At 69.9% G+C, this 16,581-nt stretch carries 14 protein-coding genes and 1 tRNA gene; 12 read left to right on the top strand and 3 right to left on the bottom strand.

Annotation, left to right across the window (positions count from 1 at the left end; genetic code table 11):
* The first annotated feature begins 115 nt into the window (after nt 1–115).
* From BN3560_RS11645 to BN3560_RS11695, 11 genes are all read left to right on the top strand, one after another.
* On the top strand, nt 116–907 hold the full coding sequence (locus BN3560_RS11645) for a nitroreductase family protein (protein ID WP_096228174.1): 792 nt from the start codon (nt 116–118) through the stop codon (nt 905–907).
* Between the two features lie 431 nt (nt 908–1,338).
* Complete coding sequence (locus BN3560_RS11650) at nt 1,339–2,208, top strand: fumarate hydratase (protein ID WP_096228175.1); 870 nt, start codon at nt 1,339–1,341, stop codon at nt 2,206–2,208.
* Nucleotides 2,205–2,747 (top strand): fumarate hydratase C-terminal domain-containing protein, encoded by a 543-nt coding sequence (locus tag BN3560_RS11655; protein ID WP_096228176.1) that lies wholly within the window; start codon nt 2,205–2,207, stop codon nt 2,745–2,747. The genes BN3560_RS11650 and BN3560_RS11655 overlap by 4 nt, the downstream gene beginning before the upstream one ends.
* Nucleotides 2,748–2,790: 43 nt before the next feature.
* Nucleotides 2,791–3,732, top strand: coding sequence for a dTMP kinase (tmk, locus tag BN3560_RS11660; protein ID WP_096228177.1), 942 nt, complete (start codon nt 2,791–2,793; stop codon nt 3,730–3,732).
* Nucleotides 3,733–3,735: 3 nt separating this feature from the next.
* The gene (locus BN3560_RS11665) at nt 3,736–4,905 is read left to right on the top strand and encodes a DNA polymerase III subunit (protein WP_096228178.1); all 1,170 of its coding nucleotides are present in this window, start codon (nt 3,736–3,738) and stop codon (nt 4,903–4,905) included.
* 13 nt (nt 4,906–4,918) lie between these two features.
* Nucleotides 4,919–6,475: a PSP1 domain-containing protein gene (locus BN3560_RS11670; RefSeq protein WP_096228179.1), complete on the top strand. Its 1,557-nt coding sequence runs from the start codon at nt 4,919–4,921 to the stop codon at nt 6,473–6,475.
* Between the two features lie 82 nt (nt 6,476–6,557).
* Nucleotides 6,558–8,036 (top strand): nicotinate phosphoribosyltransferase, encoded by a 1,479-nt coding sequence (locus BN3560_RS11675; RefSeq protein ID WP_172623287.1) that lies wholly within the window; start codon nt 6,558–6,560, stop codon nt 8,034–8,036.
* 57 nt (nt 8,037–8,093) lie between these two features.
* Nucleotides 8,094–8,996, top strand: coding sequence for a DegV family protein (locus BN3560_RS11680; RefSeq protein ID WP_096228180.1), 903 nt, complete (start codon nt 8,094–8,096; stop codon nt 8,994–8,996).
* A 56-nt stretch (nt 8,997–9,052) separates the two neighbouring features.
* Complete coding sequence (locus BN3560_RS11685; protein ID WP_087190977.1) at nt 9,053–9,979, top strand: DegV family protein; 927 nt, start codon at nt 9,053–9,055, stop codon at nt 9,977–9,979.
* Nucleotides 9,980–10,038: 59 nt separating this feature from the next.
* Nucleotides 10,039–10,992 (top strand): NAD(P)-binding domain-containing protein, encoded by a 954-nt coding sequence (locus tag BN3560_RS11690; RefSeq protein WP_096228181.1) that lies wholly within the window; start codon nt 10,039–10,041, stop codon nt 10,990–10,992.
* A gap of 169 nt (nt 10,993–11,161) precedes the next feature.
* Nucleotides 11,162–12,112 carry a radical SAM protein gene (locus tag BN3560_RS11695; protein ID WP_096228182.1) on the top strand — a complete coding sequence of 317 codons (951 nt, stop codon included), beginning with the start codon at nt 11,162–11,164 and terminating at the stop codon, nt 12,110–12,112.
* Between the two features lie 177 nt (nt 12,113–12,289).
* Here the strand turns inward: BN3560_RS11695 and BN3560_RS11700 are convergent, their stop codons facing one another.
* The 3 genes from BN3560_RS11700 to BN3560_RS11710 form a co-directional block, all read right to left on the bottom strand.
* Nucleotides 12,290–13,420, bottom strand: coding sequence for a DUF362 domain-containing protein (locus BN3560_RS11700; protein WP_096228183.1), 1,131 nt, complete (start codon nt 13,418–13,420; stop codon nt 12,290–12,292).
* A gap of 167 nt (nt 13,421–13,587) precedes the next feature.
* Nucleotides 13,588–14,691 carry a TIGR03915 family putative DNA repair protein gene (locus BN3560_RS11705; protein ID WP_227115521.1) on the bottom strand — a complete coding sequence of 368 codons (1,104 nt, stop codon included), beginning with the start codon at nt 14,689–14,691 and terminating at the stop codon, nt 13,588–13,590.
* The gene (locus BN3560_RS11710) at nt 14,688–16,199 is read right to left on the bottom strand and encodes a putative DNA modification/repair radical SAM protein (RefSeq protein WP_096228184.1); all 1,512 of its coding nucleotides are present in this window, start codon (nt 16,197–16,199) and stop codon (nt 14,688–14,690) included. Before BN3560_RS11710 ends, BN3560_RS11705 begins: the two co-directional genes overlap by 4 nt.
* Before the next feature lie 145 nt (nt 16,200–16,344).
* Here BN3560_RS11710 and BN3560_RS11715 point away from each other — a divergent pair.
* A tRNA-Thr gene (locus BN3560_RS11715) sits at nt 16,345–16,419 on the top strand.
* Nucleotides 16,420–16,581: the final 162 nt, after the last annotated feature.

Here is a 16,581-nt window from a genome sequence, read left to right on the forward strand (position 1 = left end):
TAGGCGAGGGGCTGCGAGGTGGCGGGCTTCCGTGCGGCTCACAAGGAGGCGTCGCTTGAGGCGGCGTCTTCTTCGTTGGGGGGGGTCGGACTCCCTTGGGAAGAGAGGGTTCAACATGCTGATAGAGATCGACGCCGGGCGCTGCATCGGGTGCGGGAAGTGCGTTGCCGACTGCGTGGGGTCTAATCTGGCCGTGGAAGACGGCATCGCGCAGGTGAAAGGGCGCTGCATCCTGTGCGGCCACTGCGTGGCCGTCTGCCCGACGGCGGCGGTGTCCATTCCGGGTTACGACATGGCCGATGTGGAGCCGTCTGCGCCGGCGGGCGAGACGATCGACGCCGCCGACCTCCTGCGCGCCATCAAGTCGCGCCGCAGCGTTCGTTCGTTCAAGCCGGAGCCGGTGGGACGCCAAGAGCTCGAGTTCGTGCTGCAGGCAGGTCGCTACACGGCCACGGCGAAGAATGCGCAGGGCTGCCGGTTCATCGTGGTCCAGGACGGCCTCGCCGAGCTCAAGCGGCTCGTGTGGGACGGTATCGACGGGCTTCTTGCTCTGCCGGCAGACGAGAAGCCGCGTTGGGTGAAGCTCTACAAGCCGTTTTTGCGCGACGCGTGCGCGGGCAGGCAGGACTTCCTGTTCCGCGACGCACCGGCCGTCGCGTACGTGGCTGCCGAGCGCGCCGACGACGCGGGCCTGGCGGCTCAGAACATGGAGCTCATGGCAGCCGCGCAGGGCCTCGGCGTCCTGTTCAACGGCTACCTCTGCCGCGCCTCCGAGGAGCTCCCCGCTGTGCGCGCGTTTCTCGAGTCGGACGAGCGCCCCCTGCAGATGTGCCTGCTGCTCGGTCGTCCCGTCGTGTCCTATCCCCGCACGGCCCCGCGCATGCCGGGCGACTTCATAGTGAAGTAGAAGCGTTCCCCCGCGCGTTTTCGACGCTTTGTCGCGATGTCGCGCGAAATGGCTCCTGCTGTCAGAAACGAGCCGGTTTGGCAATTTCTCGTGACGTCGCCGGACTCTCTTTCGACGAATTGAGAAGAAAAGACCAGATGGCGTTTTACTACGGTTTTTTTGAAAAACGCCGCCGATTGCCAAATCGCGTGTTTTTCGGCAGAAGATGCTATTGCGGGGTCAACGCAAGCCCGAGATCGGGCTCTTGGCGAGGCGCCTTCGTCCGGTTCGCGTCGCTTTGCCTGCTGCGACGGTACTATGCCGCGCCGACGGGTTCTTGCCGTGCGGGCGCGGCCGCGCTGGCGGTGGCTTCGCGCTCGAGGAGGGGTGCGCAGCGCCGCAGGTCCGGCATCTCGCGCGGTGGGGCGTTGCTTGCGGTATAATTCATCCCCATGGAAACCATCATCACGAAATCACAGGTCGCGGACGCTGTTTACGCGGCCATCCCGCGGCTGGCGTGCGAGCTGCCGGCCGACATCGAGGCGGGGATCGCTGCGGCGCGCGCCGTGGAGGGCAACCCGCGCGGTCGGGCGGTGCTCGACCAGCTGGCGGAGAACGCGCGCATCGCGCGCGAGGACCGCGTGCCCCTCTGCCAGGACACCGGCACGGTGTGGGCGAGCCTGGAGATAGGCCCCGACGTGCTCGTGGCCGGCGACGTGTTCGCCGACGTGGACGACGCGGTCGCCCGCGCCTACGACGAGGCGCGCCTGCGCAAGTCGGTGGTGCGCGACGCCATCCTCGACCGCGCGAACACCGGCGACAACACGCCCGCGTTCTGCGACATCCACCCGGTGGACGAGCCGGGCGCGGCGCGGCTGCACCTCATGCTGAAGGGCGGCGGCTCGGACAACGCGAGCCGCGTGGTCATGCTCGTGCCGGGCGCCGGCAAGCAGGGCATCGTGGACGAGCTTGTGCGCTGCGTGCGCGAGAAGGGCGCGAACGCCTGCCCGCCGCTGGTGATCGGCATTGGCATCGGAGGCACGTTCGACAAGGTGGCGGGCCTTGCGAAGCGGGCGCTCATGCGCCCGGTGGACGAGCCGGCGGCCGATCCGCGTCTGCGCATGCTCGAGGAGGAGCTGCTCGCGGCCGTGAACGACACCGGCGTGGGCCCTGGCGGCCTCGGCGGCGCCACGACGGCGCTCGCCGTGCGCGTGGCCACGGCTCCGTGCCACATCGCGGCGCTGCCCCTCGCCATCAACATGGGATGCTCCGCCATGCGCCGGTGCACGATCGACCTTGCATCGGAAGGGGGCGCGCGATGAGCGACGAAGCGATCCGCCTGTTCCTGCCGCTCGACCGCCCGCGGCTCGCCGAGCTCCATGCGGGCGACGCGTGCCTGCTCACGGGCCCCCTGTACACGCTGCGCGATGCCGGGCACGTGCGCCTCATGGCCGAGCTCGAGGCCGCGGACGGCACGCTGCCCTACGGCCTGGACGGCCAGGCCATCTTCTACGCCGGTCCCACGCCCGCGGCCGCCGGCCGGCCGTTCGGCGCGGTCGGGCCCACCACGGCCAGCCGCATGGACTTCGCCGCCCCGGCGCTGCACCGCGCGGGCGTCGTGGCGACCGTGGGCAAGGGGCGCCGCTCCGCCGAGGTGCGCGACGCTTGCTGCGCCACGGGTTCCGTTTATTTCGTGGCGTGCGGCGGCGCTGCGGCCTACCTGGCCAAGTGCGTGGCATCATCGGAGACGGTGGCGTACGACGACTTGGGAACCGAGGCGCTGCGCCGCATCGAGGTGGTGGACTTCCCCGTGTTCGTGGGCGTGGACGTCCAGGGACGCGACGTGTACGACCTCGCCTGAGCGCGCCGCTTCCGGCGCTGACCGTTAGGATCGAAAAGACACCGTGACGCAGGAACTTGCCGAAAACGATGCCCCGCGCGGCATCTTCATAACGTTCGAGGGCGGCGAGGGCGCCGGCAAGACGACGCATATCCGCTTCCTGTCCGAGAAGCTGCGCGAGCGCGGCCGCGAGGTCGTGCGCCTGCGCGAGCCCGGCGGCACCGCCGTGGGCGAGGAGCTGCGCGCCGTGGTGCTGGACCCGAAGAACGACAACCTCTCCGACGAGGCCGAGCTGCTCATCTACGAGGCCGCCCGCGCGCAGATCGTTGCGGAGGTCATCCGCCCGGCGCTCGAGCGCGGCGCCGTGGTGCTGTGCGACCGCTTCGCGGACTCCACCATCGCCTACCAGGTGCACGGGCGCGGGTTGGACGCCGCCTTCGTGGAGCAGGCGAACGCGTTCGCCTGCCAAGGCGTGTCGCCCGACCGCACCATCCTGCTGACCACGGGCGGCTCGGCGCGCACGGGGCTCTCGCGCGCCACGCACCGCGGCGCCGACCGGCTGGAGCGGGCGGGCGAGGAGTTCCACACGCGCGTGAACGAGGGCTTCCTGGACATCGCGCGGGCCCACGCCGACCGCGTGCGCGTGGTGCAGTCGGCCGCGCGGAAGTCGCGGACGTCGGAGCTCGTGTTCCGCGAGCTGGCCGACCTCTTCCCGTGGATGGCGGACGTCGTGGACGACCCGTCGTACTTCGCCTCGCTCGACGTGCGCCGCCCGCGCCCGCAGGGAGCGCGCGGCGGCTCGGGCAACCGCGGCGGCAGCAACGGCAACAACCGTGGCAGCGGCGGCACCCGCAACGGCGCCGACGGCGGCGCGAAGGGGAAAAGCGGCAACCGCGGCAACCCGGGAGCGAAAGCCGGCCGCAACGGCGGCGGCCGTGCCAGGCAGGGGAAGCCCTCGCAGGGCTCGAACGGCAGCGCCCCGCGCGGCAAGGGCCAGGGGAGATAGGCCGTGGCCGACGCCTTCGAGAACATACTCGGGCAGCCGCAGGTGCGCGAGTTCCTTCGCGCGAGCGTGGCGAGCGAGCGCGTGACGCATGCGTACCTGTTCACCGGCCCTGCCGGGTCGAACAAGACGATGGCCGCCTACGCGCTGGCCCAGGCGCTGCTGTGCCCGAAGGGACCCCACGGCCCGCGGGGCGGCGAGTGCGGCGCCTGCGATATCTGCCGGCGCGTCAAGCGCAAGAAGCACCCCGACGTGCGCTACTTCGCGCCCGAAGGCGCCGGCGGCTACCTGGTGGACCAGATCCGCGACATCGCGGCCGACACGGTGCTCGCGCCCATCCAGGCCGACCGCAAGATATACATCCTCGACCGCGTGGACCTGCTGGGCGTCCAGGCGGCCAACGCCTTCCTGAAGACGCTGGAGGAGCCCCCGTCCGACGTGGTGCTCATACTTCTGGGCCGCACGCGCGAGAGCGTGCTGCCCACCATCGTGTCGCGCTGCCAGGTGGTGCCGTTCCGCCACATCCCGGCCAGCGAGGCCGCCGGCATCCTGGCGCAGAACACGGGCGCGTCGCGGGAGAAGGCCCGCATCGCCATCGAGGCGTGCGACGGCTCCATCACGCGCGGCATCGAGTTCCTGAAGTCCAACGAGCGCCTGGCGTTCCGCGCCCGCGTGCTCGAGGCGCTGGCCCTGCTGCGCAACGCCGACGACTGGGACCTCGTGGGCCAGGCGGGCGAGCTCGTGGTGCTGGCGAAGGCCCCGCTCGACGTCGTGCGCGCCGCGCAGGAGGAGGAGCTGGCCGAGAACGCGGACTTCCTGGCGAAGTCGGCCATCCGCCAGATAGAGGCGCGCAACAAGCGCCAGCTGACGGCGAAGAGCCTCGAGTCGCTGCGCCAGCTCACGGCCATCATCCGCTCGTGGCTGCGCGACGTGCTGGCCGTGTGCGCCGAGACGCCCGAGCTCGTGATAAACGTGGACGCCCGCGGCGCGATAGAGGACGCCGCACGCGCCACCGACGAGGCCCGCGTGGCCGCCGCGCTTTCGGCCGTGCGCCGCTGCGACGAGGCCATCTCGTATAATGTATCCCCTGAGACATGCATCGACGCGCTGCTCTTCGAAACAAGGGACGCGCTCTACCGCCCCCGCCCGCCCGCGGGCGCCGGGGCCGTGAGATAGAGAGGTATCGGCAATGGTTCGCATAGCGCCCATCAGGCTCGCCTACAACCCCAAGACGCTCTGGTTCGACCCGGGCGACCTGGAACTGAAGAAGGAGGATCCCGTCGTGGTGTCCACGGCGCGCGGCCTGGAGTTCGGCCGCATGGCCGACGACGTGTTCGAGGCCGACGAGGCCCAGGTGAAGAAGCTGAAGACCGCGCTCAAGCCGGTGAAGCGCCTCGCGAGCGAAGAGGACGTCGCCCGCGCAGAGGAGATGTGCCGCCGCTCGGAGGAAGCGCTGCCCGTGTTCAAGCAGATGGCGGCCGAGGCGAGCGAGGACATGCACCCGGTGTCCGTGGAGTTCCTGCTCGACGGCGACAAGGCCGTGTTCTACTTCGAGGCCGAGGAGCGCGTGGACTTCCGCGAGCTCGTGCGCAGGCTGGCCGCGCACTTCCACGTGCGCATCGACATGCGCCAGATCGGCGTGCGCGACGAGGCCCGCATGGTGGGCGGCCTGGGGCATTGCGGCCAGGAGCTGTGCTGCAAGCGCCTGGGGGGCGAGTTCTGCCCCGTGTCCATCCGCATGGCCAAGGAGCAGGACCTCTCGCTCAACCCGCAGAAGATATCGGGCGTGTGCGGCCGCCTTATGTGCTGCCTGCGCTACGAGTTCGACGCGTACAAGGACTTCAAGAGCCGTGCGCCTAAGCAGAACTCGCAGGTGGAGACGCCGGCGGGCATGGCGAAGGTCGTGGACTTGGACGTGCCGCGCGAGATCGTGTCGCTCAAGGTGGAGGGCGAGAAGCCGGTGCGCGTGCCGCTCGCGGACTTCGAGCCGCCCGACGAGGGCTCGAACCGCCCGAACCGCGTGGGGCAGGACGCCTGGGACGAGGCCACGACGCAGGCCGTGATCGGCGTGGCGGGCGAGAGCTCCATCTTCGCCACCTCGCAGCTGACCGGCTCCGACAAGCTGGCCGACCCGAAGGCCGTGCGCCGCACGGGATCGGGCGGCAAGGGCGGCCCGAAGGGCCGCGGCGGCGCAGGGAAGGAATCCGGCACGGGATCGGGCGGCAGCTCGGCCGGCTCCGGCAACGAGTCGCGCAAGCCGCGGCGGCGCCGTTCCACGAAGGTGGCGGCCGACGGCACGGCCCAGCCTGCGACGACCGAGGAAACGCCCTCCAAGCGCAAGCCGAAGCAAGGAGGCGCGGCGGCCTCCGGAGGGGGCAGGAAGCAGGGGTCGAAGAAGGGCGGCAACGGCGCCCAGGGCGGCGGCAACGGAGGCAAGAAGGGCTCCGGCTCCCAGAACGGCCAGGGGCGCACCGGCGGCGCTCCGGCAGGCGGCGGCCGCGGCGGCGCGGACAAGAACGCCAAGAAGCAGGGCGCGAAGGGCGGCCAGGGCGCTTCCAAGCAGGGACCGCGTCCCGGCCAGCGCTCCTCCGGCCTGCGCCAGCAGGGCGCCGGGGCCTCCGCGTCGGGCGCTCCCGGGGCCGCGCCGGGCGGCGAGGGCGGACACCGCCGGGCGCGCCGCCGCAGCCACAAGGCCGGCGGCCCGCAGGAGGGCCAGGGCGGCGCCGCGGGCGGCAAGGCCGAGTAGCCGGGTGCTCGGGGAGACGGCCCGCACCCTTGGCGGTGCCGCCGGGACGCTGCCGGCACCGGAACGCTGACGGAACCGCCGCATGCTTGAGGAGGATGCATTGAAGCTCGATTACGCGCTGCTCACGGACCTGTACCAGATCACCATGGCGCAGGGGTACTGGGAAAGCGGGAAGGGCGCCACGGAGGCGTGCTTCCATATGTACTTCCGCGATTACCCGTTCAAGGGCGGCTACGCCGTGGCCTGCGGCATGGCCCAGCTCGCCGAGCTGGTGGAGGGCTTCGCGTTCTCGGAGGAGGACCGCGCCTACCTGGCGTCGCTCGACGCGCCGGGCGGTGGAAGGCTCTTCAAGCAGGAGTTCCTGGACTACCTGGCCGGCTACCGCCTGTCCGTGGACATCGACGCGGTGCCCGAGGGCACGGTGGTGTTCCCGCACGAGCCGATCGTGCGCGTGTGCGGCCCCATCATGGACTGCCAGCTTATCGAGACGGCGCTTCTGAACTGCGTGAACTTCGAGACGCTCATCGCCACGAAGGCGGCGCGCGTGTGCCAGGCGGCCCAGGCGCCCGTGGCGGAGTTCGGCCTGCGCCGCGCCCAGGGCGCGGCAGGCGGCCTCTGGGCGAGCCGCGCCGCCGTGGTGGGCGGCTGCGCGTCCACCTCCAACGTGCTGGCCGGCAAGCTGTTCGGCATCCCCGTGTCGGGCACGCATGCGCACTCGTGGGTCATGTCGTTCCCCGACGAGATATCCGCCTTCCGCGCCTACGCCGAGGCGTTTCCGAAGAACTGCATCCTGCTCGTGGACACCTACGATGTGGCCCAGGGCGTAAGAAACGCCATCACCGTGGGGCTGGAGATGCGCGCGCGGGGCGAGCGCCTGGCCGGCATCCGCATCGACTCGGGCGACCTCGCATGGCTCGCGAAGATGGCGCGGCGCATGCTGGACGAGGCGGGGCTCTCCGATTGCGGCATCGTGCTGTCGAACGACCTGGACGAGTTCACCATCCAGTCCATCCGCGACGAGGGGGCCCAGGTGATGTCGTGGGGCGTGGGCACGAAGCTGGCCTGCGCCTACGACCAGCCCACGCTGGGCGGCGTGTACAAGCTGTCGGCCACGCGCGAGCCGGGCGAGCGGGAGTGGACGGACCGCCTGAAGATCTCGGAGTCCGTGGGCAAGCTCACCACGCCCGGCGTGCTGGACGTGCGGCGCTACTTCTACTGCGACAACGGGCGGCTGGCCGGCGACATGGTGTTCGACGTGAACGCGCCGGGCGACCAGAGCCGCGAGGTGATCGTGGACCCCGCCGACGATCTTAGGCAGAAGAACCTTGCGGGGCTGTGCTCCAAGACGCTGCTCGAGCCGCTGGCGCGCGACGGCAGGACGGTGCTCGACGCCGCCGGGCGCGACGCGCAGGCGGCGCGCGCGCGGGCGCAGGAGGGGCTCGCGCTGCTCGACGAGAGCCAGAAGCGCATGCTGAACCCGCATACCTATCCCGTGGGCCTCGAATATGGTCTTTTTGAGCGCCGCCGCGAATTGGTTGCCCGCATGCGTGGCATCGCGTAGTTTAATGGGAGAACGATAACCTCGCGCCCCGTGCGCCCTAGCCCAAGGTAACGTGCCATGATCAAGATACTCACCGATTCGGTCGCCTCCATCCCCGCCGACGCTGCGCGGGAGGCGGGCATCGACGTCATAACGCTCTACGTGAACCGCGACGGCCGCGAGCTGGCCGATGCGGACATGGACCTGGACGCGTTCTACGCGGACATCTACGATATGGTCGACAACATCCCCATGTCGAGCCAGCCCTCTCAGGCTGCGTTGGAAGCGGTGTTCGAGGAGGCCGCGCAGGCAGGCGACGAGGTGCTGGGCGTGTTCATCTCCACGGGCCTCTCGGGCGCCTACGAGGGGGCGGTGCGCGCCGCGCGCGCCGTGGCCGCCCGCAACATCGGCTTCTCCTACGCGCTCGTGGACTCCAGCTCGTGCGGCTACGACGAGGCGTGGCCGGTGTTCGACGCCGTGGCCGCCCGCGCGGCCGGCGAGGACCTGGAGGGCTGCACGCGCGCCGTGCTGAAGGGCATCGAGTCCACGCGTTTCCTGTTCACGCCCGAGACGCTTACGTTCCTTCAGAAGGGCGGGCGCATAGGCAACGCGGCGGCGCTTCTGGGCAACCTCATCCAGCTTTCGCCCGTGCTCACGGTGTGCGACGGCAAGGCCACGACCCTCGCGAAGGTGCGCACGCGCAAGAAGGCGCTGGAGAAGATTTTGGCCACGTTCAAGGACGACGTGGAGAAGTACGGGCTGAAGAACGTGGTGGTGCACTACATAGGCGACAAGACGCCGGCTGTGGCGTGGGCCCATGAGGTGGTGGAGCCGCTCTTGGGCCGCTCGGTGCCGGTGCTGCCCGTGAGCCCTGTCATCGGCCTGCACGTGGGGCCGGCGGTGGGCATCGCCTACGAGTGCGCGAGCGCACTGGCCGGCAAGCTCACGGCGCCGGTGCAGGCGCGCCTGTGCACGTCGTGAGCGCGCCGGCCCGCCCGATGGACGAAACCGTATTCGACAAGGAGGCCGACGCCCCTATGCCGCATTCCTGCAACCTCATTATCGACTCGTGCTGCGACCTGCCGTTCGAGGTGGTCGACCGCGACGGGGTGGAGCTCATCGAGTTCCCCTACGTCATGAGCGACGGGGAGCATGCCGACGACCTGTACCGCGCATCGAGCGCCCACGACTTCTACCAGGCCATGCGCGATGGCGAGGAGCCAACCACGGCCCAGGTGCCCGTGCCGGTGTTCCGCGCAGCCTTCGAGCGAGCCGTCGAGAGCGGCGTGCCCACCGTGTACTTGAGCTTCTCGAGCGGGCTGTCCGGCAGCTTCGACGCGGCCGTGCTCGTGCACGGCCAGATCATGGCCGAGCATCCCGATGCGGAGCTCTACCTGGTGGACACACACCTGGCCTCGGTGGCGGAGGGGCTGCTGGTGCACGAGGCGCTGCGCCAGCGCGACAAGGGCCTGACGGCGCGCGAGCTGGCCCAATGGGCCGAGGAAGCCCGCTACTTCGTGGACGCCGAGTTCATGGTTGAGGACCTGGAAGCGCTGCGGCGCGGCGGGCGCATCCCGGGCTCGGTGGCCTATGCTGGTTCCAAGCTGGACGTGAAGCCCATGCTCACCATCGCGCCGGACGGCAAGCTGTCGCTGGCGGGCGTGGCGCGCGGCCGCAAGAAGGGCATCAAGCAGCTGGCCGAGTACTACCAGAAGCGCGTGGCGGAGAGCGTTCCCGGCCAGTGCGTGGTGGTGGCGGGCGCCGACTGCCCGAAGGACGTGGGGCGCCTCAAGGAGGCGCTGGGCAAGGTAGACGACTCCATCCTGTTCTTGGAGAGCAGCATAGGGCCCGTCATCGGCTCGCATGTGGGACCCGGCATGATAGCCGTCGTGTTCTGGGGCGGCGACAAGCGCGAGGACATGTCGGTGGCCGACCGCATAGCGCGCAAGGTCAAGCAGGGATAGGCGCCGCCGAGGCGCGCGGCACGCATTCGAGAAACGACGCCCGGAAAGGGGCTGCTCTTATGGACAAGCGGTATGCATTTATCGGGAACGAAGCGGTGGGCGACGTGGTGCGAGAGCGCCTGGACGCGGCAGGCTGGACGCGCACGGACGACGTGGCGAGCGCCGGCATGGTGGTAACGTACTGCACGTCCCAGACGGCGCTTGAGGACGCGTACTTCGACGAGAACGGCATCGTGCAGGCGGCGTCGCCGAATACGGTGCTCATCGACCTGTCGGCCTCGACGCCGAGCTTCGCGCGAGAGCTGAACGCCGTGGCCATCGTGAGCGATTTGGCGGCCGTGGAGGCGCCGCTCGTGGTGGCCGACCCGATGCTGTCCGACGCCCTCTCCGACCGCGACAACCTTATGTGCCTGGTGGGGGGCGAGGAGGACGACGTGGAGGCGGCGCGCCCCGTGCTGGACGCGCTCGTGGGCACCGTGCAGGAGACGGGCGGATCGGGGTCGGCCCAGCTGGCGCGCGCAGCTTACACGCTGCAGACGTCGGCGCAGATCATGTCGGCCATCGAGGCCGACGCGCTCTACCGCGCCGTGCAGCGATCGTCCGCCGCGTTCGGCGCCACGTTCGGGCGCGCGGGCGCCACGACGCCCGAGGCCGAGCAGGTGCTCGCGGCCGTGAACGCCGGGCGCTTCGACGGCGCGTATACCGTGGAGATGCTCATGTCCGAGCTGTCGGCCGCGCTCATGGCCGCCGACGACGTGGACCTCATCCTGCCGCAGGCCGAGGCGTGCCTGCACCTGCTGGAGCTTTTGGCCGTGATCGGCGGCGCCGACAAGGCGCCCTCGGCACTGGCCCTCGTGTACGGAGAGGAGGCGGCCTGCGCCGAAAACGGCTTGGACTGGACGCGCGCCGAGCAGGCCTACGCCTCCGAGGAGGCGGGGGAGGACTACGACTATGACGGCGACGGCGACGGCGACGACTTCCCCGGCGGCTTCGGAGCGTATTCGGCGAATTGAGCTCCGCCGTTCTGGCGAGCGACGGAACGGGCCGGCGCTGCGGGCCGCCCTCGTACCCGATCTCCGCTCCTTCTCGCTTGCGCCTCGTGGAGAAGCGCGTGAGGCCGCGATACGGGTTGACCTTGGGCGCGAGGACGGCCCTCGCTGACTGATTTGGACCGGTGGGGATATGAAGCACAACCTTTCAACCTCCTGCGACCTCTGCCCTCGCCGGTGCGGGGCGGATCGTGCGGCGGGGGAGCGCGGGGTTTGCGGGGCCGACGATGCGCTCGTGGTGGCACGGGCGGCGCTGCACTTCTGGGAGGAGCCTCCCATCAGCGGCAGCCGTGGCAGCGGCACCGTGTTCTTCGCGCACTGCCCCCTACACTGCTGCTACTGCCAGAACGCCGTGATAGCCGCTGGCGAGGCGGGGCGCGCCGTAAACGTGGACCGGCTGGCGGAGATGCTCTTGGAGCTGGAGGCGCAGGGCGCGCTGAACGTCAACCTCGTCACGCCCACGCACTACGCCCCGCAAGCGCGCGCCGCCGTGGCGCGGGCGCGTGGGCGGGGGCTGGCGCTTCCCGTGGTGTGGAACACCTCGGGCTACGAGACGGTGGCGGCCGTGCAGGCGAACGCAGGTACCGTGGACGTGTACCTCGCCGACTTCAAGTACGCCGATCCCTTGCTGGCGGCGCGTTACTCGAAGGCGCCGGACTACCCGGATGCAGCGCTGGCCGCCCTTGGCGAGATGGTGCGCCAGACCGGCGCCCCGGAGTTCGACGAGGTGGACGGGAATCCGCGCCTCGTTCGCGGGACGGTGGTGCGCCACCTCATGCTGCCGGGAGCCCTCGAGGACTCGAAGCGCGTCGTGCGCCTCGTGCACGAGCGCTTCGGCGACGACGTGCTGCTGTCGCTGATGAACCAGTACACGCCGGTTCTAGCCGATGCGGCTGCCGCGGGCGACGAGCGCGCCGCGGCGGCGCTGCACCGCTGCCCGGAGCTTGCCCGGCGCGTCCCGGACGAGGACTACGAGCGCCTGCTGGACTACGCCGATGCGCTGGGTGTGGAGGACTACTTCTGGCAGGAGGGCGGCGCAGCCGAGGAGAGCTTCATCCCCCCGTTCGACCTGACGGGGGTGTAGGGGGGCGGCCTCAGCAAGGCGCGCGGGGACGTGCGCTCAGCCGACGCCATCGCGCCGGTTCGACAAGGACGCAGCGTGCGGATGGCGCGGCCGAAGGCGCCTGCTTTCGCACGTCTTCGGCCGCGCCTTGGGAGGGGCCGAAGACGTGCGGGGACAGCGAATGGAATAGCCCTTATCTTACATCCTCACCAGCTCGTATTCCCTGGTTCCCAGGCCGATCTTCTCGGCGTGCTCGAGGCAGGTGCGCCATTCCGACTCGGGGGTGGAGTTGGCGAAGTGGTCGCCCGAGGGCTCGAAGCCGGGCGTGGCCAGGTTGTCGGAGAGCTTGCTGCCGGGGAGGGGGGAGGCGGCCAGGCAGGCGTCGACGCAGGCCTGGTCGAGGGCGAGCGGGTCCGTGGAAGCGAACATCCCCAGGTTCGGCAGGATGGGGGCGTCGTTCTCGGCGTGGCAGTCGCAATGGGGCGACACGTCCACCACGAGCGAAACGTGGAACTGCGGCCGGCCGTCCACGACGGCCTTTGCGTACTCGGCCATGCGGCGGTTGAGGTCGGCGTTGGCGGCGTCCTGCGCGAAGTCGATGGCGTCGAAGTTGCAGGCGCCCAGGCAGCGCCCGCACCCTACGCAACGATCCTTGTCCACGCCCATCTTCCGGGCGGCCTCGTCGAACACGAGGCCGCCGTTCGCGCATTCGGGCAGGCACTTCTTGCAGCCGCGGCACTTCTCCCCGTCGATGTCGGGCTGGCCGTTGCTGTGCTGCTCGGTCTTGCCGGCGCGCGAGCCGCAGCCCATGCCGATGTTCTTGATGGCGCCGCCGAACCCGGTGAGCTCGTGGCCCTTGAAGTGCGTGAGGCTCACGAACACGTCGGCGTCCATGACGGCGCGGCCGATCTTCGCCGCCTTCACGTACTCGCCGCCCGCCACCGGCACCTCCACGTCGTCGGTGCCCTTCAGGCCGTCGCCGATGAGGATGGGGCAGCCCGCCGTGAGCGGCGTGAAGCCGTTCTCCCATGCGCACTCCAGGTGCTCGAGGGCGTTCTTGCGGCTGCCGGGGTACATGGTGTTGCAGTCGGTGAGGAACGGCTTGCCGCCGAGCTCCTTCACCACGTCCACGAGGGCGCGCGCGTAGTTCGGGCGCAGGTAGCTCACGTTGCCCAGCTCGCCGAAGTGCAGCTTGATGGCCACGAACCTGCCGTCGAGGTCCAGGTCGGCTATGCCCGCGCGGCGGACGAGCTTCTTCAGCTTCGTGGGCAGTCCGTCCCCGAACGCCTGCGTGCGGAAGTCTGTGAAGTACACCTTTGCCGTTTCCATGTTCCCTCCTTATCGAGGTTGTGTCAAAAGCTCCGCCTTGTCGCCCTACGGGGCGGCCCCTGGCGGGCTTGGGCCTCGGAGCTTTTGAAACGCCTCCCGTGCGGTTCTCTCGTCGGGTCTCATGATAGCGGTTCGCGGGTTCTGGGGAAACTCGCGAACCGCTATCATCAGCCGCGCCAGAGGCGCTCGGTTCGCGGGGAGGCGGCGCGGGCCAGCTCGGTACCGGGGAGATCCTCGTGCATCTCCAGGATGTTCTTCCAGAGGCGCTTGGGCATGAACTGGCGGCGGAGCTCCGGGTTGTAGCGGGCCTCCACGGCGACGGTGCGGTAGAAGCGCTTCCAAGCTGCCTGCATGAGGTTCTCCTCCGCGGCGCGGTCGGGCACGTCCAGCTCGTCGGTGCGCACGAGGTACCAGTCGCGCCCCTCGTAGACGCCTGCCAGGTGGTGCACCTCGTCGTAGATGATGAAGGGCTGCGTGTTGAAGCGGCCGGCGAACCAGTCCATGAGCAGCGGCACCACCGAGGCCTTCGGGTTGCAGCGCGCGAGCCACACGCCGTTCTCCAGGTGCTCGAAGCGCAGGAACTGCACCATGTGGTGGCGCTCGTTGCCCACGGAGCGCACGAGGCGGTGCAGGGGCTCCACGGCAGGGTGGGCGAGGTCGTTCAGCACGCTGCCGCGCGCCTTTCCCGAGCAGCCGAGGGAATCGGTCGGCCGCGACGAGGCCATGGGGCCGCTGCACGATCCGCGCCGGCGGCACCCCGTGCAGTCGTGCGGGCGCTTGGCCGCCATGGCGTAGCGCACGAAGCGGTAGACGACGGTGCCGGCGCTCGGGTCGTCCGAGAGCGAGGCGCGCATGACGGCGTCGTAGGCGGCGTGGCCGCAGACGCGCTTGATGCCGCGCTGGACGCGCACGGCGCGCTCCATGTCCGTCTCCACGAAGCGCACCGTCTGCCCGAGGCGTGGCTGGAGCGCGGCTTGCGCCGTGACGTCCTGCGGGTCCTCGCGGCGCACGTACGCCTCGAACACGGCCGACAGCAGGCCTTCCAGCGTCCCGTCGTAGGCATAGGCCACGTTGGCGAGCGGCTCTTCCGGCGTTACCGGCCCATGGGGGGCATCGCCGGCTGCGGCGGGCTCCCGTCCCGCTCCCGTCGCAGCCAAAGCGGCCGCACGGCCGCCCGCCCCCTTGTCCGGGGCGGCCGAGCGGCCGGAACCGGCCTCGGCCGCCGCAGCTCCCGAGGGCCGTTCGAAGCCGGTTCCGTGGTCGGTGCTCATGCGCAGGCCGCCTCGGGTTGCTCGAGGGCGTGCTGCCAGCCAAACGCGCCGTCGGCATTCCCGTGGCGCTGTCCGTTCGCCCTGCTGCCGAGCTGTCCGGCGGGCGCCGTTCCCAGGCGACCGCCTGTCGCCGCGCCCAAGTGCCCGCGGGGATCGGCCCCCGCACCCTGCGCGATGCGGGCCTTCTCGGGCGTCTCCACGCTCTCGAACAGGCTCAGCTGGCCGGGGATGGCTTTGTCTGCGCGACGGCCGTGGCCGCCGCCCTTCGGCGTTGCGGCTAAATGCGCCCGCAGGCCCTCTCGAGAGAAGTCCGTTCCCTGGCCGGCGTAGCTGCCGTTGCAGGTGATGAAGAAGCGCGCCCGCTTGTAGGCGATGCCCAGCTTGCGCAGCTCGCGCTCGCCGAGCGTGGTGGAGCGCCGGGCGCGCATGATGGAGTGCGCGCCCTTCACGCCGATGCCGGGTACGCGCAGCAGTGCCTCGAGCGGCGCCTTGTTCACCTCCACGGGGAAGAAGTCCAGGTTGTTGAGGGCCCAGTTCGCCTTCGGGTCGACCTCGGGGTCCAGGAACGGGTGCTCCTCGTCGATGATCTCGGTGACGTCGAAGCGGTAGAAGCGCAGGAGCCAGTCCGCCTGGTAGAGCCGGTGCTCGCGGTTGAGCTGCAGGGCGTCGGTGCCGGGCAGACGCGCGTCGTCGTTCACGGGCGTGTAGGCGCTGAAGAACACGCGCTTGAGCGAGAGCGTGCGGTAGAGCGCGGCCGAGAGGTTGAGTATCTGGAAGTCGCTCTCGGGCGTGGCCCCCACGATCATCTGCGTGGACTGGCCGGCGGGCACGAAGGCCCGCTCCTTCTTCTTCGGCTTGACCGCCTTCATGTAGGTCGTGTTCTTGCGCACGAGCGCGCGGGTGTCCTTGTCCACGGCGATGTTGTCGCGGATCTGGCGCATGGGGGCGATGATCTGCTGCTTGTTCTTCTCGGGGGCGAGCAGGGCCAGGCTCTGCTGCGAGGGCAGCTCCATGTTCACGCTCATGCGGTCGGCCAGATGCCCCAGCTCGTCCACGAGCTCGGGGGAGGTGCCGGGCACGGCCTTGGCGTGGATGTAGCCGCGGAAGCCGTGCTCGCCCCGCAGGAGCGACAGCGTCTGGATCATGAGCTCGGTGGTGTAGTCGGGGCTCTTGATGACGCCCGAGCTTAAGAACAGCCCCTCGATGTAATTGCGACGGTAGAACGCTATGGTGAGGTCGGCCAGCTCCTGCGGCGTGAAGGCGGCGCGCCTCATCTCGTTGGAACAGCGGTTCACGCAGTAGGCGCAGTCGTAGACGCACACGTTGGTCATGAGCACCTTCAAGAGCGTGATGCAGCGCCCGTCCGCCGCGAAGCTGTGGCAGCATCCCGCCGCCATCGTGTTGCCAAGCTTCCCCTTCTGGGCGTCGCGGTCGATGCCCGAGGAAGTGCAGGCCACGTCGTATTTCGCCGCATCGGCAAGTATCTCCAGTTTGTCGATCAGTTCCATACGCACGCCCGTTCGCCAGATCAAGTGTTCGCGAGAATATCTGTTCGCTTAGTATGGGCGAACGGATATTCGTTGTCAAGATGGGGGATGCTTCTTCCCGAAACGGACAGGATGTCGTACAATACGCAGGCACGACAATTCTTATGCCAGTGTGGCGCAATGGTAGCGCAACAGTTTTGTAAACTGTGGGTTGCAGGTTCGAGTCCTGTCACTGGCTCCAGGAAACAGCAGGCCGGAGGCGCACAGCCCCCGGCCTTTTTCGTCGCCGTGCGGCTCGAGGGGTGCGGGTGGCTGCGGTCTGCCCGGGTCGGCTTGCACGGCTGCGGTCGGCCCGGGCATGGCTCGCTTGGCAGGCCCGGCTGGGGCGGGCGATGCCCGGGCC

The sequence above is a fragment of the Gordonibacter urolithinfaciens genome, from assembly GCF_900199375.1.
GTDB lineage: Bacteria > Actinomycetota > Coriobacteriia > Coriobacteriales > Eggerthellaceae > Gordonibacter > Gordonibacter urolithinfaciens.